23 protein-coding genes and 2 pseudogenes are annotated in these 23,207 nt (G+C 61.2%); 8 read left to right on the forward strand and 17 right to left on the reverse strand.

From position 1 onward, the window contains the following. Window positions 1-45: 45 nt before the first annotated feature. The 16 genes and pseudogenes from HHJ18_RS03135 to HHJ18_RS03210 all read right to left on the reverse strand — a co-directional run bounded on the left by HHJ18_RS03135 (window position 46) and on the right by HHJ18_RS03210 (window position 18,120). A complete protein-coding gene (locus HHJ18_RS03135; RefSeq protein WP_296911426.1) occupies window positions 46-357 on the reverse strand; it encodes a hypothetical protein in 312 nt (103 codons plus the stop codon). Between the two features lie 86 nt (window positions 358-443). Further along, complete coding sequence (locus HHJ18_RS03140; RefSeq protein WP_296911428.1) at window positions 444-1,226, reverse strand: MipA/OmpV family protein; 783 nt, start codon at window positions 1,224-1,226, stop codon at window positions 444-446. Window positions 1,227-1,273: 47 nt separating this feature from the next. Beyond that, window positions 1,274-2,519, reverse strand: a pseudogene (locus tag HHJ18_RS03145) (MFS transporter). A gap of 544 nt (window positions 2,520-3,063) precedes the next feature. Next, the gene (locus tag HHJ18_RS03150) at window positions 3,064-3,921 is read right to left on the reverse strand and encodes a cytochrome c3 family protein (RefSeq protein WP_296911430.1); all 858 of its coding nucleotides are present in this window, start codon (window positions 3,919-3,921) and stop codon (window positions 3,064-3,066) included. A 593-nt stretch (window positions 3,922-4,514) separates the two neighbouring features. Further along, window positions 4,515-5,936, reverse strand: coding sequence for a dihydrolipoyl dehydrogenase (gene lpdA, locus HHJ18_RS03155; RefSeq protein WP_296911432.1), 1,422 nt, complete (start codon window positions 5,934-5,936; stop codon window positions 4,515-4,517). A gap of 3 nt (window positions 5,937-5,939) precedes the next feature. Continuing rightward, the gene (locus HHJ18_RS03160; protein ID WP_296911434.1) at window positions 5,940-7,256 is read right to left on the reverse strand and encodes a dihydrolipoamide acetyltransferase family protein; all 1,317 of its coding nucleotides are present in this window, start codon (window positions 7,254-7,256) and stop codon (window positions 5,940-5,942) included. Next, window positions 7,256-8,275 (reverse strand): alpha-ketoacid dehydrogenase subunit beta, encoded by a 1,020-nt coding sequence (locus HHJ18_RS03165; RefSeq protein WP_296911436.1) that lies wholly within the window; start codon window positions 8,273-8,275, stop codon window positions 7,256-7,258. The genes HHJ18_RS03160 and HHJ18_RS03165 overlap by 1 nt, the downstream gene beginning before the upstream one ends. Before the next feature lie 68 nt (window positions 8,276-8,343). Next, entirely contained in the window at window positions 8,344-9,588 is a 1,245-nt protein-coding gene (locus HHJ18_RS03170) for a 3-methyl-2-oxobutanoate dehydrogenase (2-methylpropanoyl-transferring) subunit alpha (protein ID WP_296911438.1), read from the reverse strand. A gap of 170 nt (window positions 9,589-9,758) precedes the next feature. Then, complete coding sequence (locus HHJ18_RS03175) at window positions 9,759-10,226, reverse strand: OsmC family protein (protein WP_296911440.1); 468 nt, start codon at window positions 10,224-10,226, stop codon at window positions 9,759-9,761. 62 nt (window positions 10,227-10,288) lie between these two features. Continuing rightward, a complete protein-coding gene (locus HHJ18_RS03180) occupies window positions 10,289-10,495 on the reverse strand; it encodes a DUF2892 domain-containing protein (RefSeq protein WP_296911441.1) in 207 nt (68 codons plus the stop codon). A gap of 28 nt (window positions 10,496-10,523) precedes the next feature. Further along, entirely contained in the window at window positions 10,524-13,742 is a 3,219-nt protein-coding gene (locus tag HHJ18_RS03185) for an efflux RND transporter permease subunit (protein WP_296911443.1), read from the reverse strand. Between the two features lie 49 nt (window positions 13,743-13,791). Then, window positions 13,792-14,913, reverse strand: a complete 1,122-nt coding sequence (locus HHJ18_RS03190; RefSeq protein ID WP_296911445.1) for an efflux RND transporter periplasmic adaptor subunit — start codon at window positions 14,911-14,913, stop codon at window positions 13,792-13,794. Window positions 14,914-14,918: 5 nt separating this feature from the next. Beyond that, window positions 14,919-15,245, reverse strand: coding sequence for a metalloregulator ArsR/SmtB family transcription factor (locus tag HHJ18_RS03195; RefSeq protein WP_296911447.1), 327 nt, complete (start codon window positions 15,243-15,245; stop codon window positions 14,919-14,921). A 262-nt stretch (window positions 15,246-15,507) separates the two neighbouring features. Next, window positions 15,508-15,807, reverse strand: coding sequence for a hypothetical protein (locus HHJ18_RS03200; RefSeq protein WP_296911448.1), 300 nt, complete (start codon window positions 15,805-15,807; stop codon window positions 15,508-15,510). 98 nt (window positions 15,808-15,905) lie between these two features. After that, on the reverse strand, window positions 15,906-16,298 hold the full coding sequence (locus HHJ18_RS03205) for a nuclear transport factor 2 family protein (RefSeq protein ID WP_296911450.1): 393 nt from the start codon (window positions 16,296-16,298) through the stop codon (window positions 15,906-15,908). A 349-nt stretch (window positions 16,299-16,647) separates the two neighbouring features. After that, the gene (locus HHJ18_RS03210; RefSeq protein ID WP_296911453.1) at window positions 16,648-18,120 is read right to left on the reverse strand and encodes an aldehyde dehydrogenase family protein; all 1,473 of its coding nucleotides are present in this window, start codon (window positions 18,118-18,120) and stop codon (window positions 16,648-16,650) included. Window positions 18,121-18,319: 199 nt separating this feature from the next. Between HHJ18_RS03210 and HHJ18_RS03215 the strand changes: the two are divergent. From HHJ18_RS03215 to HHJ18_RS03235, 5 genes and pseudogenes are all read left to right on the forward strand, one after another. Continuing rightward, a pseudogene (locus HHJ18_RS03215) lies at window positions 18,320-18,681 on the forward strand (DUF1428 domain-containing protein). Between the two features lie 68 nt (window positions 18,682-18,749). Next, the gene (locus HHJ18_RS03220; RefSeq protein WP_296911455.1) at window positions 18,750-19,025 is read left to right on the forward strand and encodes a hypothetical protein; all 276 of its coding nucleotides are present in this window, start codon (window positions 18,750-18,752) and stop codon (window positions 19,023-19,025) included. A gap of 106 nt (window positions 19,026-19,131) precedes the next feature. Then, entirely contained in the window at window positions 19,132-19,356 is a 225-nt protein-coding gene (locus tag HHJ18_RS03225; protein ID WP_296911456.1) for an AbrB/MazE/SpoVT family DNA-binding domain-containing protein, read from the forward strand. After that, the gene (locus tag HHJ18_RS03230; protein WP_296911458.1) at window positions 19,353-19,802 is read left to right on the forward strand and encodes a type II toxin-antitoxin system death-on-curing family toxin; all 450 of its coding nucleotides are present in this window, start codon (window positions 19,353-19,355) and stop codon (window positions 19,800-19,802) included. Before HHJ18_RS03225 ends, HHJ18_RS03230 begins: the two co-directional genes overlap by 4 nt. After that, window positions 19,799-20,302, forward strand: coding sequence for a CreA family protein (locus tag HHJ18_RS03235; protein WP_296911460.1), 504 nt, complete (start codon window positions 19,799-19,801; stop codon window positions 20,300-20,302). Before HHJ18_RS03230 ends, HHJ18_RS03235 begins: the two co-directional genes overlap by 4 nt. Before the next feature lie 47 nt (window positions 20,303-20,349). On the opposite strand, the gene HHJ18_RS03240 is transcribed toward HHJ18_RS03235, so the two are convergent. Next, complete coding sequence (locus HHJ18_RS03240; protein ID WP_296911462.1) at window positions 20,350-20,739, reverse strand: cupin domain-containing protein; 390 nt, start codon at window positions 20,737-20,739, stop codon at window positions 20,350-20,352. Between the two features lie 322 nt (window positions 20,740-21,061). Between HHJ18_RS03240 and HHJ18_RS03245 the strand changes: the two genes are divergently transcribed. The 3 genes from HHJ18_RS03245 to HHJ18_RS03255 all read left to right on the forward strand — a co-directional run bounded on the left by HHJ18_RS03245 (window position 21,062) and on the right by HHJ18_RS03255 (window position 23,075). Then, window positions 21,062-21,976, forward strand: coding sequence for a DUF3014 domain-containing protein (locus HHJ18_RS03245; protein ID WP_296911464.1), 915 nt, complete (start codon window positions 21,062-21,064; stop codon window positions 21,974-21,976). Window positions 21,977-22,189: 213 nt separating this feature from the next. Further along, window positions 22,190-22,384 (forward strand): hypothetical protein, encoded by a 195-nt coding sequence (locus HHJ18_RS03250; protein ID WP_296911466.1) that lies wholly within the window; start codon window positions 22,190-22,192, stop codon window positions 22,382-22,384. A gap of 64 nt (window positions 22,385-22,448) precedes the next feature. Beyond that, window positions 22,449-23,075 (forward strand): CAP domain-containing protein, encoded by a 627-nt coding sequence (locus tag HHJ18_RS03255; protein ID WP_296911468.1) that lies wholly within the window; start codon window positions 22,449-22,451, stop codon window positions 23,073-23,075. Window positions 23,076-23,207 lie beyond the last annotated feature (132 nt).

A 23,207-nucleotide genomic window follows, 5' to 3' on the forward strand; every position in this document is an offset into this window, starting at 1 on the left:
GCTAGCTGCCAGACAACCTTGCTACTTCGCTCGCTACTACGCTGGTTATTCCGGCGTGTCCGGGTTGTCGTCGCCACCACCGCTGGCCAGTGCCTGCTTGTCCAGTTCCTCATCGCTCAGTGGGGGGGCATTTTCCAGATCGACCAGCTCTTCGAGTAGCGCGTCTGCCGGCTGCTCGTGCCCGAGCAGGACTTCCTCAATGCGCTGGCTAGCGGTTTCGGCATGAACGGCGGCAGGCCCGCTGGTGGCGGGAGGAAACTTCTCACCCAGTTCGGCTTTCACGGCCTCAGACTTTTCTTCAATCCAGCGCTCAAAATCGCTACCGGCCGGGACTTGGGATGTTTCGGATGTGGTCATGTGGATTCCTTGTTTTGAGGATTATGACAACCCTGTCACTGCAGCATTCAATCTACGCCTGTATTCGTGCCATTGCAACGGTGGCTTTACTTGAAGCGGTACGACACGGCAATAAACCCGCTGTCTTGTGACTTGCGGCTGACCAGCGGGCTGTTATGCACCGCAGGCCTGAGCCACTTGTGGCGCAGTTGCAGATTGAGCACCCAGGGCCCGCTCAAAGGCACATCCGCTGCCAAGCCCAGCATGGGCGTGGTCGATGCACCGGCGTTGTAGGCGGCGAAGCCGCTGGCGTTTGACTCTGCCGGCGTCACACCGTAAAAATAATTGTTGTATTTGGCATTGCGGTATTCCAGACCCAGCTGCGGGTAGAAAGACCAATTGCCCAGCTTGAACTCGGCCGCGTACGTGACGTCCAGCAAGGCCCCATGCGACTTGTTGGCATCCACAAAGGCATTCAGGAAAAACCCGCCATAAGGCGTTTTCTGGAAAGTCCCAAGCCCCAGCGGAATCGAGGTCTTGCGCTCGGAAAGTCCTGCCAGCGCGGCTGTGTCGGCACGCCAGCCGTCCTGGCTGACCCGTCCTGCCAGTTCAAGGTAACCGCTACCCAGCTGGACAGTTTTGAAACCCAGCGTATCGACGCGGGCAAAGAAGCGGCCATAGTCAAAAAATCCGTAGGGCAGCACGCTGGCTTTACCGTCTTTGCTGCGAATCACGCTTTGCGTGAGGAAGGCTCCGCCGCCCACATCACCCACCAGCTTGTCCGTCAAGGGCGTGCCCTGCGCGTGTACCGCGTACGGGCTCAGCAGAAGGGCCGCACCCAGCAGGCTTGAAAAACGGGCAATAGAAAAAACGGAGAAATTGCTATTCATTGCATGCCTTGGAAAAGTTATGCGCGCCAGTATAGGACGGCGCTGAATCAGGAAGCAGGGGCCAATGCCGTTCGCCGCACCCGCCTGACCTTGAACGCACTGGCAATCAGCACGGCCAGCACCATGACCAGCCCGAGCCAGACAGCCCGGTACTGCTGGCGGTCCATCAGCATCCCGAAGACCAGTGGCGCGATGGCCTGGCCGATATCCAGGCCGGCGTACACCACGCCATAAACCCGGCCGGTGGCGTTCTCAGGGGTGGAGCGTTTCACCAGCAGGTCGCGCGACGGCGCCACGATGCCGACGGCAAAGCCCATGGCGCCGAAAAGCGCGGGCACAGCTGCGGCCGGCAGGCTAGCAAACCCAATCAGCAGGGCAATCGCGGCAGCTACTCCCAATCCGAGGCCCACAACACGTTCGCAGCGCGCCGGATCAGCAGCCAAAAACCCACCCAGCACCATGCCACCCGCGCTGCAGAGCATGTAAAGGGTCAGGCACAGCGCCACCAGCGACACCGGCACGCCGTGCAATTGGCGCGCCGCCTCGGGGGCAAAGACCTGCACCACGCTAAGCACTACCGCATACCAAAAGAAGAAGGCAAAGCACATCCAGACGGCGGGAATTTTCAGGAAATCCAGATTGCCGGCGGCTGTGCCGGGGCCATCGCTTCTGGCGGATGGAACAACTGCCAACGCCAGCTTGTCGCGATTCAACAGCAGCACCATAAGCACTGCCACGACCAGTGCCGCGGCACTGGCCAGCGCCGCGCGCCAGGAGAAAGCCAGTGCAACCGGGCACCAGCAGGGCCGGTGCCAGCGCCCAGCCCAGGCTGCCGGTGATGCCGTGCACGCTGTAGGCGTGGCCCAGGCGCGGTGCACTCACCTTGTGGTTAAGCAGTGTGTAGTTGACCGGGTGAAACACGCCGTTGCCCACGCCGCCCACCACGGCAAGCCCCGCCATCATCCAGTAACTGGTGCTGATCGAATAGCCAAAGGCCGCCACACCGAGCAACGACAGACCGCCAAACAGGACCGGACGCGGGCCAAACCGGTCCACCACAAAGCCCGACAGGGCCTGTACCGCGCACGAAACGACGAAAAAAATCGTCATCAAAAACCCCAGCTCGGCGTAGCTGACCTGGAACTCGTCCTTCAACCAGGGAAATAGCGGCGCCAGCAGCAACTGGCTGAAATGGCTAATCAGGTGGACCAGACCCACCAGGCCGATCACGCTGGCGTCGTTGCGCAAGCAAACGGCGCAGGCCGGGGTGTTCAGGGGGGTTGAAGTGCTCATTGCACTATCGTAATGTTTGCCGGGATCTCTGCAGCGCGACAGAAAACCGGTTTCTAGTGAAATTCTGACCATCACGCGATGGCTGGTGGGCCAGGGGATTTGCGCCGCCGGCAATGTCCGGCTTGACCTCAATTCCTTCAGCGCTAGTTGCGGCTATTACGCAAAGTTCAATATCAATATAAAGGTGCCAGCACCCACAGAAGAAAGGTAGGTTTGGAGTGTTCGGAACTGCAAAGCCTGTGTCACTGGCTTTCGGGGTTTTTTAGCAAGGCACTTACCGAATAATCCTTGTCTTGAAATTCATTCACTCAGCCCGTCAAGCCCGGGTTTTTAAGTGTAACACCTGTGTCATATTAAATTTCATAAAACCTATAAAATTGCTTGAAATTGAGTGAACTTATCTAATTTAAATCTCGTCTGTTGCTCCACATGGCTTGACGGAATGCCGTAGGACTTAATGCGACAAAGACTTAAAAATAATCCCCAAAAAAAAGAGGGAGACAAACTACTTGTCTCCCTCTTGGATGCCTCAGCAATCCACTAGTTATTTAATGTGGCAAGCTAGGCAGACCGCGCTGTTCGTATTGTCAATACGCAGGAAAGTCGCTTTATCGGTATGGGGATCATGGCAGCTTGCACATTCAACCAGCGCTTGGTTACCCACGGCCAAGGCGACAGGGCTGGTGCCGGTCTGAGTGCGGGTGTAAAGCTGCATATCGGTCTTCTCGCGAGTGCCAAGACCCGCGGTACCTGTATCAACCCACCATACGTCTTTATCATTTATGTAGTTGTACTGAGCACCCTTGAAATCCTGATCTCTGAACCCGCCGTCTGCGACATTGGATTTCGGATAGGCCACTTTCCCTGTGCCATAACCGCCACCATACTGAATGCCGATCGGATGGTCGTTCTTCAGGTCTGTTCCAATATTGGTGATGCTGCCCACGGTGTTGAGCTGACCGGTGCCCGTCCAACTCCCGGCGCCAAACGCCGTAACTACAGTACCTGATCCAGGCTGATTGATCATCACGTTCATGGCCTGCGTGCCGTCATGGCACGAAAGACAGGCCAGCGAGACCGAACCTACCGGAGCCGTGGCGCCATCGAGGCTGGATGTGCCCAGACTGTTGTAAGTCTGGTAGGTGGTCGCCGTCACCAAGGAGCGATTCCATAGCGGGACGGTAGCGGTTATGTCCGCACCGTGAGGCGTATGGCAGAACACGCAGATTTCACCGGTACCGCTGAACTTGTTGGCACCGGTACCATTACTTCCCAGGTTGTGCTTGGTAGTAGCAATGCCTGCCAATGCCGGCGCACTTCCCAAGACCCCTAGCGCCAACAACGCAATGGCCGCGCCAGCCGTCCAGCGCGCCCTCCCCATCTTCAACAAAGTCATTTTCATGATTTCGTCCCCTTCCTTTTCGTGTTTTTCGTGTTCTGAAAAATTAATTTCTCGAACCCGTGTTTTCTGGGCTTTTCTTCGAATAGGCAAGCATCCAAGTCAGATGCCGACTTGGTTACTTACCTATTACAAATTATATGTATTTTTACTTTTTTTTGAAAATAGTTACAGCAATGTTTATGCTTTTATAAATGCGCAATTAAGCTTTAAACACAAAGGTTGAGCTATATCAAAACGATGAAGCTTTACGCAAAAAGCTTGAGCTATATCAAAGCAATCAACTAAAAGTTGGAGGAGCAACGCACGAAAGCGATAGGCGAGAACGCCAATTCGAATTAAACCTCCGGGTCAAGTTGCCTCAACCTTTTGAATGTTTCTATTTAAATAATGGCTAATGCATTCTTTCACCCGACGCTCGCCCGGTTGGACTTGTATCAGCTGCATTCAGGCGATGCGATGCCGAGATCGAACGCACCTTGGATAAGTTGAACGCTGACAAGCATTGCCCGACCAAACCCGCGCACAAGTCGAGGCACAGCCAGCGCAGCCGAATGCCGCGAGTTTGGACACACGGCCAACTGCCGTTTCCAGGTTCAGATGTGCAGAGCGTGCCCGAGTGCGCGCAGCGCCGCCTCCTGCACGGCTTCACCCAGGGTCGGGTGGGCGTGGATGGTGCTCGCAACATCTTCGAGCAGCGCGCCCATCTCCATCGATTGCGAGAAAGCCGCACTCAGCTCGGAAACACTTCGCCCCACGGCTTGCCAGCCGACGATCAGGTGGTTGTCGCGCCGCGCTACAACGCGCACGAAACCCTCCGTCGATTCAATCGTCATGGCGCGGCCGTTGGCAGAAAACGGAAACATCGCGCTGACGCAATCGAGTCCTGCGGCCGTGGCGTCCTGCGGCGTCTGGCCGACGACCACGATTTCCGGGTCGGTGAAGCACACGGCAGGCATCGCCACCGGGGAAAAGTGGCGGCGCTTGCCGGCGATGGTTTCTGCCACCATCTCGCCCTGCGCCATCGCGCGGTGCGCCAGCATCGGCTCGCCCGTCACATCGCCAATGGCCCAAACGTTGCGCATCGATGTGCGGCACTGGTCGTCGATCTGCACTGCACGGCCGTTCATGTCCAGCAGCAGCGTTTCCAGGCCCCAGCCTTCGGTGCGCGGGCGCCGACCCACGGCCACCAGCACGCGGTCGGCGGCAATCTCGGATTCTTCACCTTGCGCGCTGCGCACCCGCACGGCATCGCCGCCGGCGTTCATACCCTGCACAGTGCAAGACAGGTGCGTCTCAATACCGAGCCGGCGCAACGAGGCCAGCACCGGCCGGGTCAACTCTGCATCGTAGGCTGGCAGCGCCCGGTCCAGCGCCTCGACCACGGCCACCTCGGCACCCAGCTTGCGGTAGGCCATGCCGAGCTCCAGGCCGATGTAGCCGGCGCCGACGACCAGCAGCCGCTTGGGCAGCGACTGTGGTGACAAGGCTTCCGTGGCCGAGATAATGGCACCGCCAAAGGGCATCGAAGGCAGCGCCACCGCCTGCGAGCCGGACGCCAGCAGCAAATGCTCGCAGCTTATGCGCAGCGGCTCTGCATCGGCTTGCGGGCCTTGCTGCTGGATTTCCACCGTCTTGCCGTCGATGACACGGGCCCATCCCTTGACGACCTGCACACCGTTCTTTTTCAGCAGCACCGCGACACCCGTGGTCAGCTTTAACACGATGGCGTCTTTCCAGCGCACGGTTTGCGCCAAGTCAATGCGCGGGGACTGCACCTGAATGCCCAGCGTCGAATGCTGCGCCGAGTCCTGAGCGTAATGGATGACCTTTTCAAACTCGTCCGCGGCGTGAATCAAGGCCTTCGACGGAATGCAGCCGATGTTGAGGCAGGTGCCGCCAAGCTGATCACCCTCAACCAGCGTGGTGGCAATGCCTAGTTGCCCGGCGCGAATGGCTGCAATGTAGCCGCCCGGACCACCGCCAATGATCAGCAGTGTGGTCGATTGTGTCGTCATGGCTTAGTCCACAAACAGCGTGGCGGGGCATTCGAGCAGTCCGCGCAGCGACTGCACGAACTCGGCGGCGTGCATGCCGTCCACCACGCGGTGATCGAACGACGATGACAGGTTCATCATTTGCCGCGCCACCACGGCGCCGCCGCGGATCATCGGGCGCTCGACAATGCGGTTGACGCCGACGATGGCCACTTCAGGCGCGTTGATGACCGGCGTGGAAACGATGCCGCCCAAGGCGCCCAGGCTGGTGATGGTGATGGTCGAACCTGAAAGTTCTTCGCGCACTGCCTTGCCCGCGCGTACCGCTTGTGCCAGCCGCGTCAGCTCGGCCGCGTTTCCCCACAGATCGCGTGCTTCGGCATGCCGCACCACCGGCACCATCAGGCCCGCTTCGGTCTGGGTGGCGATGCCCAGGTGCACGGCGCCGTAGCGCGTCACTACACCGGCATCGTCGTCGAAGCGCGCATTGATCTGCGGAAACTCGCGCAACGCCAGCACGACGGCACGCATCAGCAAAGGCAACAGTGTCAGGCGCCCTCTTTCAGCACCCCACCTGGTATTGAGCTGCACGCGTAGGGCCTGAAGCTCGGTCACATCGATTTCCTCGACATAGGTGAAGTGCGGGATGCGTCGCTTGGACTCCTGCATCTTCTGCGCGATCTTGCGGCGCAGGCCGATCACCGGCACGGCTGTTTCGTCGAGGCGTTCCGTGTAGCGCAGGCCGGCAGCAGCGGACGCAGCGGACGGCGGGCCAGCCTTGCCCGCCGCATACGTATCGGCATAGGCATCCAGGTCTTCTTGCAGAATGCGACCGGCCGCACCGCTGCCCACCACGTACTGCAGATCAATGCCGGACTCCCAGGCGCGCCGGCGCACCGCAGGCGACGCAATCGGCCTGTCGCCGGCTTGGCGCAGCGCGCGCGCAGCGTTCATGGCTGCTGGGGCGGCCTGTGGCGCTGGCGCTTTTTCAAGCGCCGCCTTCTGATGCAGCGCCGGAGGCGCAGCGGCTGCAGTTGGTACTGCCGGCGCCGCTGCTTTGGCTGGGCCTACACCTTTGCCGCCTTTGAGGTTGCCCGCGCCTTCCACTTCAAGGCGTATCAGTTCAGCGCCCACGGCCAGCACCTGGCCGACCGCGCCACCCAATGCGAGCACCGTGCCAACGACTGGCGACGGAATTTCCACGGTCGCCTTGTCGGTCATGACATCGACCAGAATCTGGTCTTCGGTCACCTTGTCACCAAGCTGAACCCGCCAGGCTACCAGCTCGACTTCCGCAATGCCTTCGCCAATGTCAGGCATGGTGATACTGTGAATGCCCATCATGCCTCCACCGCGCGTTTAAAGGCTGCGCCTACGCGCGCCGGACCAGGAAAGTAAGCCCACTCCTGCGCGTGCGGATAGGGCGTGTCCCAGCCGGTGACGCGTTCAATCGGCGCCTCCAGGTGGTAAAAACAGTGCTCTTGCACCAGCGCCGCCAGTTCGGCGCCAAAGCCGCTGGTGCGCGTGGCCTCATGCACGATCACGCAGCGGCCGGTCTTCTTCACCGAGTTGACGATCGCATCCAGATCGAGCGGCCAAATGCTGCGCAGGTCGATGATCTCTGCGTCGATACCGGTCTCTTGCGCCGCCGCCGCCGACACATGGACCATCGTGCCGTAGGTAATCACCGTCAGTGCGCTGCCGACACGCTGCACGGCCGCAGATTCGAGCGGCACCGTGTAGTAGCCCTCGGGCACCTCGCCCAGCGGGTGCTTCGACCAGGGAACCACCGGCTTGTCATGGTGGCCATCGAACGGACCGTTGTACAGGCGCTTCGGTTCAAGAAAGATCACGGGGTCATCGTTCTCGATTGACGCGATCAGCAGGCCTTTGGCATCGTAGGGATTGGACGGCATCACGGTACGCAGGCCGCAGACATGCGTGAACATCGCCTCTGGACTTTGGCTGTGCGTCTGGCCGCCGTAAATGCCACCTCCACAGGGCATGCGTATCGTCATGGGTGCGGTGAACTCTCCGGCCGAACGATGGCGCAGGCGCGCGGCTTCGGAAACGATCTGGTCCGAGGCGGGGTAAAAGTAATCGGCAAACTGGATTTCAACCACCGGGCGCAGGCCGTAGGCGCCCATGCCGACGGCGACGCCGACGATGCCGCCTTCCGATATCGGGGCATCAAATACCCTTGATTTACCGTACTTGGTCTGCAGGCCCTCGGTGCATCGAAACACGCCGCCGAAGTAGCCTACGTCCTGACCGAACACCACCACATTGTCGTCACGCGCCAGCATCACGTCCATCGCAGAACGCAGCGCTTGAATCATGGTCATGGGTTTTGTGGCCATGGGTTTTGCGCCCACTTCTGCAGTACCTGAACGCCGCGGTGCGCTTGTATTTTCCTGTTCCACCATGGTCAGACTCCCAGCTGTTGGCGCTGCTGGCGCAAGTGCGCCGGCATGTCTTTGTAGACTTCATCAAATATCGTCGCGGCACTGGGGATCTGTCCCGTGGCCATGGTGCCGTAGCTTTCGGCCTCTTTCTGCGCGGCGATCACCTGCGCTTCGAGGTCCTTGTGCGTTTGTTCGTGCTCTTCTTCAGACCAGATGCCCAGGCCTATGACGTGGCGCTTCAGTCGGGCAATCGGATCACCGAGCGGAAAGCGTGACCAGTCATCGGCAGGGCGGTATTTGGAGGGGTCGTCCGAGGTCGAGTGCGGGCCGCCGCGGTAGGTGATCCATTCGATCAGCGTCGGCCCCAGGTTGCCGCGCGCCCGCTCGACGGCCCACTGCGAGGCAGCGTACACCGCCAGAAAGTCGTTGCCATCGACGCGCAGCGACGCGATGCCGCAGCCGACGCCGCGCGCGGCAAACGTGGTGGCCTCGCCGCCGGCCAGCGCCTGAAAGGTTGAGATGGCCCACTGGTTGTTGACGACGTTGAGGATGACGGGGGCACGGTAGACATGGGCGAACGTCAGCGCCGTGTGAAAGTCGGCTTCAGCGGTCGCGCCGTCGCCGATCCAGGCTGATGCAATCTTCGTGTCGCCCTTGATCGCCGAGGCCATGCCCCAGCCCACTGCCTGAATAAATTGCGTGGCGAGATTGCCGGAGATCGAAAAGAAACCGGCGTCGCGCACCGAGTACATGACCGGCAGCTGGCGCCCTTTGAGCGGGTCGCGTTCGTTCGACAGCAGCTGGCAAATCAGGCCCACCAGCGGCACATCGCGCGCCATCAGCAAACTCTGTTGGCGGTATGTGGGAAAGCACATGTCGCCCTGGCTGAGCGCCAGCGCGTGGGCCGTGCCTATGGCTTCTTCACCCAGGCTTTGCATGTAAAACGACATTTTCTTTTGCCGCTGGGCAATCACCATGCGGTTGTCAAAAATGCGCGTTTTCATCATTGCGCGCAAGCCCTGGCGCAGCAACTCTGGCGTCACCTGCGGTGCCCAGGGGCCGACGGCGCGTCCGTCGTCATCAAGCACCCGCACCAAGGCGTAGGCAAGGTCGCTGGTGTCGACCGGCAGCGTATCCACCGGGGGCCGCCTGACCTCACCGGCGCGCGCCAGGTGCAGGTAGGAAAAGTCGGTTTCGCAGCCGGGGCGCCCGGTCGGCTCCGGTACATGCAGGTGCAGGTGTGGGCGCAAGGGCTGTGCAGGAATCATCGGTTTACTCCGCGCCCGGTTTTGCCGCGCGCCAGGTCACTGGTTCGGCTCGGCGTGCAGCGGGTAGCGCACGCCGACCGGATGGTGCCCGCGTTTTGCGAGCAAAAGCAGCTTACCAGATTCTCTTTTTCATGCCGCCGCGATGACTGACAAAGCGGGCAACTGTCAGTTCAACTTCCGGTTTCAGATTCAGGCTTCTCCAGCCGCACGCCTTTGCTGTCCATCACGGCGATCTTGATGGGAATGCCTGCCTGTACGCTTTGCGATACGGTGCAGAAATCTCCGAACTGCCCCAGGACGCGGTCCAGGTGCGCCAATTCAACCCCTTCTTTTCCAAGCTGAATCGTCACATCAATCTGCAGCACGCGCAGCCGATTTTTTTCATTGCGGTCCACGATGCAAGTCGCTTTGGTCGTGATGCCGCCAGCATCCTGCTTGAACTTTTGCAATGAAAACAGCAGGCTTGCCGACAGGCAGTTCGCCACCGCCGCTGCCAACATATGTGTAGGCGCCGGCCCTTCGCCCTGGCCCAGCGGCGCGGGCTCGTCGGCAAGCAGTTCCGGCATGCCTTCGCCAAAGTCCACCAAAAATTGGTAGTTCTGTTTTTGCGTGATCGTGACGCTTACGGTTTCAGCCATAGTTGCTTTCCAGTCAAAGTTATTGTTTACCACACGTGCCTGCTGTAGCGGCACAGGCGTATTCACCCCTCACGTACACCGGCTTTCTTCAACATGATTTCAAGCGGACAAAACCGCGTAAAACTGCTTTGCAAAAGATTGGCGCCCACAAACACCGTAAACCACAAAACGTATTTGCTCAAGAACAGCGGGCTCTCGGGAACCCCCAGCGCCAAAGAAACAAGAACAAAAATTCCTGCAAACATGCGAACCATACGGTCGGTATTCATCACCAGTCCTCCTGAAAAATTAAAAAACTTAAGCGAACTTCTTTCGATTCACGGCGTAATACAAAACCGGAATCACCACCAGCGTCAGCAAGGTAGAGACAAAAATCCCGAAGATCAGCGAGATCGCCAGGCCGTTAAAAATCGGGTCATCCAGAATGAAGAGCGCGCCTATCATCGCGGCCAGGCCGGTCAGCACAATCGGCTTGGCGCGCGCCGAGGCTGAACTGACCACTGCCTCGACAAACGGCATGCCCTGCGCCACTTGCAGGTTAATGAAGTCGACCAGCAAAATCGAGTTGCGCACAATGATGCCGGCCAGCGCAATCATGCCGATCATCGAGGTCGCGGTGTACTGCGCATTGAGCAGCGCATGACCGGGCATCACGCCGATGATGGTCAGAGGAATCGGCGCCATGATGATCAGCGGCGTCAAGTAAGAGCCGAACTGCGCGACCACCAGGATGTACACCAGCACCAGACCGACTGCGTAGGCCAGCCCCATGTCGCGGAAAGTCTCATAGGTTATCTGCCATTCACCATCCCATTTCAGCGCGAACTGGCGGTACGGATCAGACGGCTGGCTGATGAAATACTCGCCCAGCGGCGCACCCTGCGCGGCAGTCAGGTTATCCAGTTTGCTGCGCACTGCAAACATGCCGTACAGCGGACTGTCGAGCTTGCCGGCCATGTCGCCGATCACATAGGTCACAGGCAGCATGTTCTTGTGGTAAATCGTCTTTTCGCGCGTGGTCGGCTGCACTTTGACCAGCTCTGAAAGCGGCACGCTATCGCCAGTGGCTGACTTCACCGTGATGGCCAACAGGCTAGCCATCCGCGCCTGCTTTTCCGCCGGCAGGTTCAGCTGAACCGGAATGCTGTACTTGGACTGGCCATCGTGCAACGACGTGATGTCCTCACCATCGAGCGCCACCCGCATCGCCTGCACCACATCCGTCGCAGCAATTCCAAGCAAGGCCGCCTTGCTCTGATCGACGCGCAGCACCACCTTTTTCGCGTTGTCTTCGATCGAATCGTCGATGCCCATGATGTCGGCGGTCTGGCCAAACGCCTGCCGCACCTGTTTGGCCAGGGCGTGGCGCCCGGCTTCATCCGGGCCGTAAATTTCGGCAACCAGCGGCGACAGCACGGGCGGCCCCGGCGGCACTTCGACCACCTTGACCTTGGCGCCATGCAGCGCGGCGATTTTTTCCAGCGGGCCGCGCACGGCACCGGCAATCTCATGGCTTTTGCGCGAGCGCTGGTGCTTGTCCACCAGGTTCACCTGCAAGTCGCCCAGTTCGGGCGCCTGACGCAAATAATATTGCCGCACCAAGCCATTGAAATTGATGGGCGCGGCCGTGCCGGCGTAGCCCTGGTAGTCGGTGACTTCATCAACCGTGGCCAGATAAGCGCCCATCTCACGCAGCGCCGCAGCGGTGTTTTCGACCGGCGTTCCTGCCGGCATATCAACTACGACCTGAAACTCCGATTTATTGTCAAAAGGCAGCATCTTCAGCACCACCAGTTGCAGGGCCGGCAAGCTGACTGACAACATGATGGCGAGCAGAATCCCCAGCCACAGCCAGCGCCGGTTACGGAGCGCCTTTTTATCGGACAGAAAAGGCAGCAGCAACTTGTTGAAGCCGCGGTGCAGCCGGCTGTCGACATGCGCCGAAGGTACAGCATCACCGCTGTGCGACTTTGAAAGCCGATGCGCCAGCCAGGGCGTGACGGTGAAGGCAATCAGCAGCGAAATCACCATGCCCATGCTGGCATTGATAGGAATCGGGCTCATGTAAGGCCCCATCAGGCCGGTTACGAAGGCCATCGGCAGCAGGGCGGCTATCACGGTAAAGGTGGCCAGGATGGTGGGGCCACCGACCTCATCGACAGCCGCCGGAATGATCTCGGCCAATGATTTGCCGGGATGCAGTTCGCGGTGCCGGTGAATGTTCTCGACCACCACAATCGCATCATCAACCAGGATGCCGATCGAAAATATCAGTGCGAACAAACTGACCCGGTTCAGCGTGAAGCCCCAGGCCCACGAGGCGAACAGCGTGGCCGCCAGCGTCAGCACCACGGCAATGCCGACAATAGCAGCCTCGCGCATGCCGAGCGCAAAAAACACCAGAACCACCACCGCGGAGGTGGCAAAAATCAGCTTTTGAATCAGCTTCATCGCCTTGTCATTGGCGGTTTCGCCGTAGTTGCGCGTCACGCTGACTTGTACGCCACTCGGCACGATGGTGTTGTGCAGTTCGGCGACCCGCTGCGTGATTTTTTCGGCCACCTGCACCGCGTTTTCACCTGGCTTCTTGGTGATGGCAATCGTGACGGCCGGAAACTCGCTGCCCATGGCGGTCGCTGGCGTCGCGGCGGCCTTGCCCATGCCGAACCAGACGTACCTTGACGGCTGCGCCGGACCATCGACGATGCGCGCGACATCCGACAAAGTCACCGGATTTCCCTCGCTCACGCCCACAACCAGCTGGCCGACTTCTCTGGCGTTCGCCAGAAAATTGCCAGTCTGCACTTCAACCGTGCTGTTGTCGGCCGCCAGTTGGCCGGCCGGCAAGGCAGCATTGACGCCCAACAGCGCCTGGCGAATACCGTTGATGGCCAGGTGGTAGGCATTGAGCTTGTCGATGTCGAGCAGCACCCGCACCATGCGGCCAGGGCCGCCCAGCGTGGTCACTTCGCGCGTGCCCGGAACCCGCTTCAACTCGGCTTCCATGGCGTGCGCCACGCGCTCCAGTTCATAGGCGCCGCGCTCGCTGTCTTTGGTCCAGAGCGTGAGCGAAACGACCGGCACATCGTCAATGCCCTTGGGCTTGATCAGCGGCTCACCCACATTCAATTCACGCGGCAGCCAGTCGCGGTTGGAGTGGATGGTGTCATACAGCCGCACCAGCGCTTCGGTGCGCGCAACGCCGACCTTGAATTGCGCGGTGATGATCGCCATGCCGGGCTTGGACACCGAATACACATGGTCCAGGCCCTGAATCTGCGAGATCACCTGCTCGGCCGGCGTGGCCACCAGCATTTCCACATCCCTGGCCGACGCGCCCGGAAACGGAATCAGCACGTTGGCCATGGTGACGTTGATCTGCGGCTCTTCCTCGCGCGGCGTCACCAGAACGGCAAACAAACCGAGCAGCATCGCCACCAATGCGATCAGCGGCGTGAGCTGCGAATGCAAAAAGAATTTCGCGAGGCGACCGGCCATACCCATGCTGTTAGCCATGCTGTTATTTGTCCTTGAGTTTCAAAATGCCAAGGGACTTCAGGGCGCACTACCGGCTGGCGGCTGGCAACAAACCGGCCTTGACCGGGTCCAGCGCAATGCGCTCGCCCTCGCGCAGGCCCGCCAGCACTTCGATAGTGCCGTCGCCCGAAGCCTCACCTACACGAATTTGCCGCAGTTGCGCCTGCCCGCCTGCGCCCTGCACATACACTGCGGTGACCTCGCTGCGGCGCAGCACGGCGTCTACGGGAATGAGCAGCTTGCGCGCCACGCCAGTGGCAAAGTAAGCACGCGCAAATTGCCCCGGCAACAGTCCCGCACTGTCTGCCAATTCAAGCCGCAGTTTGGTGGTGTGCGTGCGGCTGTCGGCCAGCGGCACCAGCGTGACTTGCCTGGCGGTCAGGCGGCGCCCGACGGCAGGCACCTCAACCTGGACCGGCAGTTGCAGCTTCACCGCACGCAGACTGGACTGCGACAGCGTGGCAATCACGCGCATGCTGGCCGGATCAAACACGGTGACGAGCGGACGCCCCGGCGTCGCCATGTCGCCCACCTCAATCGACGTGGCGGCCACCACGCCGGCATAGGGCGCGGTGATGGTGGTGAATGTTTGGGCGGTGGACGCCTGCCCGGCGCTGGCCCGCAAGGCACCGACCCGCGCCTGCGCCGCCTTGTAGTCCAGCTCGGCCTTGTCGAGCCCGGCCTTGCTGATGAAGTTTTGCTCGAACAGCTGCTTGTTGCGCTCAAAGGTGCGCTGGGCATTGGCCAGCCCCGCCTGTGCTTCGGCCAACTGGCTTTGGCTGCCCGATACCACCTGCTCGGCCGCGCGCGGATCGATGCGCAGCAAAACCTGGCCGGACTTTACGCTGTCGCCCACCTTGACCCTGAGCTCGACAATCTGGCCGGCGATCTGGGCTGCCAGCGTCGATTGGCGGACGGCTTCCACCACGCCTTCCGCGCTGACCGTGTCAGGCGCATCGCGGTAGGCCACCACAAAAGTTGCCGCAGGCGCTACGCCGACCGGCCCACCTGCGCGCGCCGGCGGCGCCAGCGCCCACAACATTGCAGCGGCCAGCAAAGGTGCTGCCAGCGCGCCAAAGCGCGCTGCCGGGTGGGCGAAATTGCAGGTTCGGTCAAGCCCGTGCATTGTGCGTTCGATGGTTGGGTTCACGATGATCACCGCGTTGGTATGGGCACAGGGCAGTACAAGCCATGCAGCGTCGCCAGCAGCGCCACCACTCGCGAGTCGCTGAGCTGGTAATAAATCTTTTTGCCTTCGCGCCGGGTCGAAACAATGTCTTCGGTACGCAGAATGCCCAGTTGCTGCGACAGCGTCGGCTGGCGAATGCCGAGCAACTCTTCCAGCTCGCCGACACAGGCCTCGCCCTGCGCCAGCTGGCACAGCAACAGCAGGCGATCTTCATTGGCCAGCACGCGCAGCATCGCGGTAGCCTGGGCTGCAGCTTTGCGCATCTGCTCAATATCAACGTGGGGAGTGCTCATGAAAGTCATCGCATGGTTCAATGAAATCATTATACTCAAAAACATAATGTTTGCTAATACACTATATGTTTATTAATTGATCATTGCCAGCCTGATTGACCTGGGGGCCGAACGCTTGCCCAAAGCGGAGATCGGCAACGCGCCGCCTTCACCCGGCCATTTCAGTATGAATTAGGCCTCCAATCCAGTATCCACGGGCGCAAGCAGCTATTAAATTAATAGCATTTGTGAGGTGCGCACGGCCGCAGAGGAAGACGCGCCACTACCCGTAAATTAAAGCGCCCACGATGACCGCCGCGTCCAGGCCCAGCCAGGCAATGCACGGCAGGTAAATATTCTTGTCTTTTCTCTGCAGCCCGTACCAGAACCAGAGGATGGCCGAGAGGAAATACGCGCTCCACGACAGCACCGAAACGCCGGCCGCCTGGTGTCCGACCCAGATGGTCAGAACCTGCGGAACGGTCATGAGCAGGGTAAAAATCGACATGCCGCCCAACAGGCGACTGAGCAAGGTGTCGGGCCGGGCGGCCGGGCCTGGGGGCGTGCTGGGATCGGGTGCCATGGTTGTCTCCTGGTGTCGTGGATTGCTCGAAACAAACTTCTCCTCCCCAGCTGCGCCAATGCGTGCGGCGCTGTACCTGGCCCCGCCCAGCCCTAGCGCTAAAACATCGTGTTGTTATTCGCGGCGCTGCCCGGCACCACCTGAAGCACGTCCCAGTGCTCAACCACCTTGCCATCAGCATCCAGGCGAAAGATATCCATGCCGGCCCAGTCTTTGTCGCTGTCGGTGGGCCAGACCTGGCGACAGTGGAGCACGACGAAATTGTCTTCAGCAACCGCGCGCTGGAAGTACACACGTTTGCCCGGGTACTCGCTCGCCATGCGTTCAAAGTAATCGATAAAGGCCTGCTTGCCGTCGGCGACATGCGGGTTGTGCTGGGTGTAGGTCTCGCCCACATAGCGCTGCACCGCCTCGGCGGGCTGGCACTGATTGAACATCAGGTCATAAAAAGCCATCACGGCTTCCTTGTTGCGTTCGAGCGTGTTGCTCATAATGTTTTCCTTGGTGAAGTAACTAAGCGCAATGGGCAAAGGTTTTCGGCAGAACTTGCCATTTTTACCGGGGAAAACCAGCTTGCCAAGGACTGAATCGCCTTGCCGTGCAGGATGCGACGGCAAAAGTCGGCGCGTTTTCAGCCACGTTGAAGGCCACCAGGGGCCGGCCGCCTGGCCATTTCCGAACAAAACCGGGCTCTAGACCAATAGCGACAGGCGCGAACAGCTATGAAATCTATAGCACATTGCGTTGGCTACGGTGTGCCGGAATGTTAAACCGCCGGTCCCAAATCAGCCACCAAATCAGCCACCAAATCAGCCACTAAATCAGCCACTAAATCAGCCGCTAAATCAGCCGTTTTAGCAACCCGATGACCCGCCCAAAGCGCTTGCCATAAGGCGGATAAAACAAATCGCCGCGCGCCCACTTCGACTGCACCAGCACCGGCTTTTGCTGCGTCAGGCGCACAAAGCCGGCCTCCCCGTGGTAGGCGCCCCAGCCGCTCTCGCCGACGCCGCCAAACGGCAGGTTCTCGTGGGCGATGTGCATCAGCGTGTCGTTGACGGTGACGCCGCCGCTCACGGTGCGCGCCAGCAGCTGCGCGCGCGCCGCCTTGTCGCTGCCAAAGCAGTACAGCGCCAGCGGCCGCGGCCTGGCGTTGATGTAGCCAATCGCCTGCTCCAGCGTGTCGTAGGGCAGCACCGGCAAGATGGGGCCGAAGATTTCTTCCTGCAGCAGCCGGCAGTCAGCTGCCGCGCCGAAGACCAGCACCGGCGCCATTTGCCGTGACGAGTTGCCGGCCGTGGCCGCAATTAAAGCGTCCGAAGCATTTAAAGCCCCCGGATCAATCACCTGCAAGCGCGCGCCTTGCGCTGCAGCCTGCACCAGCAAAGCCTGCAGGCGTTCATGCTGGCGCGTGTTGATGATGGCGGCGTAGTCCGGGTTGCCAACAATGACCGGAAACAGTCTGGCAACGGCGCGCGCAAAGGCCGCGGCAAAGGCCGCTTCCCGCCCCCTGGGCAGCAACACGTAATCGGGCGCGATGCAGGTCTGCCCGGCGTTAAGCAGCTTGCCGTGCGCGATCTTGAGGGCGACGCTGTCAAGATCGGCCGGCGCGCACGACGCATCGATGAGGCAAGGCGATTTGCCGCCCAGCTCCAGCGTGGTCGGTGTCAGATTGGCTGCCGCAGCCGCGGCGACTTTTCGGCCCACTGCGGTCGAGCCGGTAAAGAAGAGATGGTCAAACGGCAGGCTGACAAATTCGGCTGAAAAACCGCCGTCGCCCTGCACCACGCACAACTCCTCTGGCGCAAAGACCTTTCCAATCAATTCGGCCAGCAGCGCCGAGGTCTGCGGCGTCAACTCGCTGGGTTTCAGCATCACACGGTTGCCCGCTGCCAGCGCCGTGATGACCGGGCCCAGCGCCAGCTGCAGCGGGTAATTCCAGGGCGACACCACACCCACCACGCCCAGCGGCTGGCGCTGCAGATAGGCGCGCGAAGGCTGAAGATACAGTGGCGTGCGCACCTTCACCGGCTTCATCCATTGGGGAAGCTTTTTAAGCGTGTTCGACAGCAGCGTACGCAGCACAAACAGGTCGGCAATCTCGGTCAGCTGCGCCGAGCGCACGCCAAAATCGGCATGCACAGCCCGCGCCAGCGCGCCGGCGTTGTCATCCAGCAAGGCCTTGACGCGCAGCAAGCGGTCGCGGCGCAAAGCCAGCGGCACTTCTACCTGGGCGCGGCTGGCGCGCTGCTGGGCATCAAACAGCAGACGCAGGCTGGCAAGGGGTGGGATGGCGGGCGTGGAGGAAGTCATCCGGGGATGATAGAGGCCGCGGTGCGCCCTGCGCCAGGCTGCGCTGCCCTGCCCTGCCCTGCTCACAAAGCGATGCATTTTTGTGCCCACCCGCCGGCTTGAACGGGGCTATAAACGGGCTGAACTGGCTGGCAACCATTTCAAGTGCGGCGCAGCCGCCCGTTCCTGTGCAACACCAACGCGCTTAAGGAGACACCGCATGGCCCGCTACATTGATGGATTCGTGCTGCCCGTACCCAAAAAAATGTCGATGCCTACCGCCGTATCGCGCGCAAGGCCGGCAAGGTCTGGCGCGAACATGGCGCACTCGAGTACATCGAATGCCTCGCAGACGATGTGAAGCCGGGGAAGGTCACCTCCTTCCCGCAGAGCGTCAAGCTCAAGGCGGGCGAGACCGTGGTGTTTTCATGGATCGTTTACAAGTCGCGCAAGCACCGCGACAAGGTCAACGCCAAGGTGATGAAAGACCCACGCCTCGCCGCCATGATGAACTCGAAGAAGCTGCCCTTTGACGCCAAGCGCATGTTTTGGGGCGGCTTCAAGACCCTCATCGAACTGTGAGTCGGCCGACCCGCTGGGGCGCCGCAGAAGGCCGCAGAGCGCTATCACTTAAATAGCTACTCGCGCCCGTGTCTATTGGGCTAGAGGCCGATTTAGCTCCTAATCCAGCGACCCAGGCCAGCCTTGACGCCAGCGCCACACTTCAGCCCTGGCCCCATATCCTGCCCGAGCAGGTGCGCGCCCTGGCCCAGATCCTCGCCAGCAGCACCGGCCCGCTGGCCCTGCCAGCCATCGAAGCGCGCTTCAAAAGCAAAGGCCCGTGGAAAAAGGGTTTGCCCCGCATCCTGGATACGCTGGAAGCGCTGGGCCGGGCGCGGCGCGAGAGGGATGGCTGGCGCAGTTGAAAAAGGCTGGGAAAAAGCCCATATGGCCACTTGCAGCTATCAGTCAAACGTTTGACGCAGCCACACCTTCAGTTTAGTATTACATCTGTAATAACGTAAAACCATCATGCACACTCTCAAACTCACCCAAATCGGCAATTCTGTAGGCGCAATTTTTCCCAAGGAACTACTCGCGCAGATGCGGCTGGAGAAAGGCGACGAGTTTTATGTGACCGACACGCCCGACGGTCTGCGCATCACGACGCACAACCCTGACTTTGAAGAGCAGATGCGGGTTGGCCGCGAGATCATGAAGGAACGGCGTGCTGTGCTGCGCGAGTTGGCCAAATGACGGCGGCCTGGCGCTGGATCGACCGCGCAGTATTGATTGCCGTGCATGAGATGCAACTGGCGGAACACGGCGGCGCCGCCGGTTTGCGCGATGAAACCTTGCTCGACTCCGCGCTGGGCCGGCCGCTCAACCTGGCCGCTTATGGCGAACCCGATGCTGCCGCACTGGCTGCAGCCTACGGTTACGGCATTGCCCGCAACCACGCTTTCATTGACGGCAACAAGCGCACCGCGCTGGTGGCGGCCGAGTTGTTTCTTCGCCTTAACGACTGGCGCCTTGTGGTGACTGATGCGGATTACGTGCTCACCATGCTGGCCGTCGCCTCGGGCGACATCACTGAAGAAGAATTCGCCGCCTGGCTGCGCGCGCATGCCAGCGTGCGCCCAAAAGGCTCAGGCCTCCCCCAGCCCCCTGCTGTCCACTCCAAACCCAAGGCCTTCCCATGACCCTCAGTTCCGTTCAACGATTCAAGCCCAGTCACTACGCTTTGGCCGTCGCGCTGCTGCTGACCGCCTGCAGCCGGGCCAGCAGCGAGCAGGTCGGCGCGGTCGACACGGTGTTCAAGTTTCTCGGGCCTGACCACAAGATCGTGGTCGACGCCTACGACGACCCCAAGGTGAGCGGCGTGACCTGCTACGTATCGCGCGCCAAGACCGGCGGCATCAAGGGCGGGCTGGGCCTGGCCGAAGACAAGGCCGAAGCCTCGATTGCCTGCCGGCAAACCGGCCCCATCAGCTTTGGCGCCAAGCCGCTGGACAAGCAGGAAGAGATGTTCAGCGAGCGCATCTCGCTGATCTTCAAGAAGCTGCGCGTGATACGCATGGTTGACAGCAAACGCAACACGCTGGTCTACCTGACTTACTCTGACCGCATCATTGAGGGCTCGCCGCAAAACAGCGTGACGGCCGTGCCGGTGCCTGCGGGGACGGTGATCCCGGTGAAGTGAGGGATGAAGTCATGCGGCGTCAGAATCTGCTCGCACCGCTTTGAGGGCTAGCTTTGCACAGACTCAACTTCCTCAGTCTTGAAATCTGCCGGCATAACGACTTCAAGCAGTTCAAGGTCGGGGCTGTGGCCAACCTCGCGGTGCCGAATCCCGGGCGGTTGGTACACGCAAGAGCCGGCCTCAAGCCGCACCAGGCCTTGCCCTTCGTACTCGAATTCGATCCAGCCCTTCAACACGTAGACCAGCTGAAATCTGGCGCTGTGGCGATGCGGCTGGCTTGAGAAATCGATCCCCGCCGCGGCGCGGATGACGTGGGCATCGACCAGGCCGCCGGTCGCCTGTTTGATGCCGAGATCTCGGTATTCGAAGAAAGAGCGCAGACCGCGCTCAAAGCTGGCACCTTGCGCGTGTGTGGCGACAAAATTTTGACTGGTCATGCTGATCTCGATCCGGTGTGAATAAACCCTGAGCGTCAGGCCAGCATCTTGAGGGCGCGGGCCCGCTCTGCGTGATTGTGCGCAAGTGCAGGCCCGAGTCAAGCAAAGGCGATCACCGCCTGACGCGTCGCCACGCTGATCTGGCATTTTTTAGAGCAAAAACTGGCCATAACCCAATATCGGTGGGTGCAAGCAGCTATCAAAACAAGAGCACCTAACCTGCCGATCATCGCCTCGCCGGCAGGGCTTTTCCGCAGTGTTAGCATGAAAAGCCAGCCACAGCAGCCTCATGGCAGCAGATTGCACACATAGTCAAACGACCATGAAAAAATATGCACCCACCTTGTTCACAACCTTTTACACGGTCTTAGTCATCGCCGTCATCGCCATCAGCGCCGGCGGGTATTACTGGTGGCAACAGCGCGCGCGGCCGGCCGTTATACACATCCCCGTTGCTACCGCGCCGACCGCACCGATTTTGCCCGCGCCATCAGACCAAGCACCCCCCGCAGCATCAGAGTCCGCAGCTTCTGAGCAGGCCATCCAGTACCCGATTGACACCGATGCGGCCGCGTCCAGCCCGCCACTGCCCGCGCTGGCAAAGGCAGACTCTTTTGTGAGCGCAGCCCTGACCGAGTTGCTGGGGCGCAAGAACGTGCTGACCTTTTTTCTGCTCGACGGTTTTGCCCGGCGCGTGGTAGCCACCACCGACAACCTGGCGCGCGAGCACGCGGCGCCTGCCCTCTGGCCAGTGACGCCAACACCGGGGCGCTTCACCACGCTGGCAGCTGGCAGCGCGGCCACCACCACCATCAGCCCGAACAACAGCCAGCGCTACACCCCGTTGGTGCTGTTCATCGAGTCGGTCGATGCCGCGCAGGCCGTCAAGCTGTATGCCCGGCTCTACCCGCTGTTTCAGCAGGCCTACGAAGAGCTCGGCTACCCGCGCCGCTATTTCAACGACCGGCTGGTCGCCGTTATCGATCTGCTGCTGGCCACCCCGGTGCCGGCCGGCCCGCCCGAAGTGAGCCTGGTTGAAGTCAAAGGCCCCGTCCCCTCGGTGCGGCCCTGGGTGCGCTACGAATTCACCGATCCGAAGTTCAGATCGCTGACGGCCGGACAAAAAATGCTGCTGCGCACCGGGCCGGACCATCAGCGGCGCCTGAAGGTCAAGCTGACGGAAATCAGGCGCCTCATCAGCGCTGCCGCGCCGGCGGCGGGCACGGGCCGGCCGTGAGGCGCAGCGGTTGCGCGCCGCCGGCATTCACCGCACCCGGCGTTTCAGCCGGTCGGGGCCGGCCGCCGCCTCACTTCCGTAACTAAATATGCCTCTAGCCCAATAAGGACGGGCGTAAGCAGCTATTAAAACAGGAGCAACCAAGCCCCTGCCGTGCGCTTTGCACGCAGCCGCCGGACCAGCCCGGCAAAGGTGCGCCGCTATCATGAGCCGATGAAAGTTGTTGGCACGATGATGAGCGCACAGAGCGCTTGGCGCCGCGCAGCGGGGTCTTTGGCGCTGGGCATGCTGCTAAGCGTCAGCGCACAGGCACAGGCGAGCGCGACCGACCACCCCGCGCTGCTGCGCGCACTCAACACGCTGCGCCAGCAAGGCTGCAAAGGACGGCCCGGCCGCGCCGCTGCGTGAAAACCCCAGCCTCTCACGCGCCGCCGCACTCGTCGCGGGTGGCAGCAAGTTCGCTGACGCGCTGATGGCTGCCGACTACCGCGCCGTGCGGGCCGCGCAGGTCACGCTGCGCAGCACCACCGTGGGCGCCGCACTGGCGCGCGGTGCGGTCGGCAAGTCATGCAGCGCCATCATGCAGGGCGGGCTGGCCGAGGCCGGTTTTCACCAGCGCGGCAGCCAAACCTGGATAGTGCTGGCCGCGCCCTTCTTGCCGCCCGCCACGGCGCAGGCCGGCAACGCGCAGGCACGGGTGCTGGCCCTGGTGAACCAGGCACGCGCCAGGCCGCGCCGCTGCGGCAACGAGTCTTTCGCGGCGGCCGGCCCGGTCCGGCTCAACACCACGCTGCAGGCCGTCGCCGGCGGCCACGCCGCCGATATGGCGCGCTACGACTACTTCAGCCACACCAGCCGCGACGGCGGCAGCATGGTTGAACGTGCCAGCCGCGCCGGCTACCCACGGCGCGCCCTGGCTGAGAACATCGCCGCCGGCCAGTTGCAGGCCGACACGGCCATGCGAAGCTGGCTAGACAGCCCCGGCCATTGCGCCAACATCATGGCGCCGGCGTTCAACGAGATGGGCGCAGCCTTTGCTGTGAACAGCAAAAGCAGCCTGGGAATTTACTGGGTGCAGCTGTTTGGCGCGGCGCGCTAGGGCTGGTCCCGCAACCAAGCCGCCACCAGTCAGAAAGCGGCGCAAGTCAGCGACCACCTGCGGCCGCGTTGGCGCCCTGTAACATGGTGCCCCCAGGATGCTTGGCCCCGCCCGGACTTCAGGCAGCACACG

Origin of the sequence: Polaromonas sp., from assembly GCF_012927455.1 — a bacterium.
Taxonomy (GTDB): Bacteria; Pseudomonadota; Gammaproteobacteria; order Burkholderiales; family Burkholderiaceae_C; genus Polaromonas.

Excerpts from the sequence above, each read along its gene's own strand:
- HHJ18_RS03240 (WP_296911462.1), bottom strand. The coding sequence starts at position 20,739 with ATGACCAGTCAAAATTTTGTCGCCACACACGCGCAAGGTGCCAGCTTT.
- HHJ18_RS03235 (WP_296911460.1), top strand. The coding sequence starts at position 19,799 with ATGACCCTCAGTTCCGTTCAACGATTCAAGCCCAGTCACTACGCTTTG.
- HHJ18_RS03255 (WP_296911468.1), top strand. The coding sequence starts at position 22,449 with ATGGCTGCCGACTACCGCGCCGTGCGGGCCGCGCAGGTCACGCTGCGC.
- HHJ18_RS03230 (WP_296911458.1), top strand. The coding sequence starts at position 19,353 with ATGACGGCGGCCTGGCGCTGGATCGACCGCGCAGTATTGATTGCCGTG.
- HHJ18_RS03225 (WP_296911456.1), top strand. The coding sequence starts at position 19,132 with ATGCACACTCTCAAACTCACCCAAATCGGCAATTCTGTAGGCGCAATT.
- lpdA (WP_296911432.1), bottom strand. The coding sequence starts at position 5,936 with ATGACGACACAATCGACCACACTGCTGATCATTGGCGGTGGTCCGGGC.
- HHJ18_RS03170 (WP_296911438.1), bottom strand. The coding sequence starts at position 9,588 with ATGATTCCTGCACAGCCCTTGCGCCCACACCTGCACCTGCATGTACCG.
- HHJ18_RS03175 (WP_296911440.1), bottom strand. The coding sequence starts at position 10,226 with ATGGCTGAAACCGTAAGCGTCACGATCACGCAAAAACAGAACTACCAA.
- HHJ18_RS03210 (WP_296911453.1), bottom strand. The coding sequence starts at position 18,120 with ATGACTTCCTCCACGCCCGCCATCCCACCCCTTGCCAGCCTGCGTCTG.
- HHJ18_RS03150 (WP_296911430.1), bottom strand. The coding sequence starts at position 3,921 with ATGAAAATGACTTTGTTGAAGATGGGGAGGGCGCGCTGGACGGCTGGC.
- HHJ18_RS03160 (WP_296911434.1), bottom strand. The coding sequence starts at position 7,256 with ATGGGCATTCACAGTATCACCATGCCTGACATTGGCGAAGGCATTGCG.
- HHJ18_RS03200 (WP_296911448.1), bottom strand. The coding sequence starts at position 15,807 with ATGGCACCCGATCCCAGCACGCCCCCAGGCCCGGCCGCCCGGCCCGAC.
- HHJ18_RS03245 (WP_296911464.1), top strand. The coding sequence starts at position 21,062 with ATGAAAAAATATGCACCCACCTTGTTCACAACCTTTTACACGGTCTTA.
- HHJ18_RS03185 (WP_296911443.1), bottom strand. The coding sequence starts at position 13,742 with ATGGCTAACAGCATGGGTATGGCCGGTCGCCTCGCGAAATTCTTTTTG.
- HHJ18_RS03140 (WP_296911428.1), bottom strand. The coding sequence starts at position 1,226 with ATGAATAGCAATTTCTCCGTTTTTTCTATTGCCCGTTTTTCAAGCCTG.
- HHJ18_RS03250 (WP_296911466.1), top strand. The coding sequence starts at position 22,190 with ATGAAAGTTGTTGGCACGATGATGAGCGCACAGAGCGCTTGGCGCCGC.
- HHJ18_RS03135 (WP_296911426.1), bottom strand. The coding sequence starts at position 357 with ATGACCACATCCGAAACATCCCAAGTCCCGGCCGGTAGCGATTTTGAG.
- HHJ18_RS03180 (WP_296911441.1), bottom strand. The coding sequence starts at position 10,495 with ATGAATACCGACCGTATGGTTCGCATGTTTGCAGGAATTTTTGTTCTT.
- HHJ18_RS03205 (WP_296911450.1), bottom strand. The coding sequence starts at position 16,298 with ATGAGCAACACGCTCGAACGCAACAAGGAAGCCGTGATGGCTTTTTAT.
- HHJ18_RS03165 (WP_296911436.1), bottom strand. The coding sequence starts at position 8,275 with ATGGCCACAAAACCCATGACCATGATTCAAGCGCTGCGTTCTGCGATG.
- HHJ18_RS03195 (WP_296911447.1), bottom strand. The coding sequence starts at position 15,245 with ATGAGCACTCCCCACGTTGATATTGAGCAGATGCGCAAAGCTGCAGCC.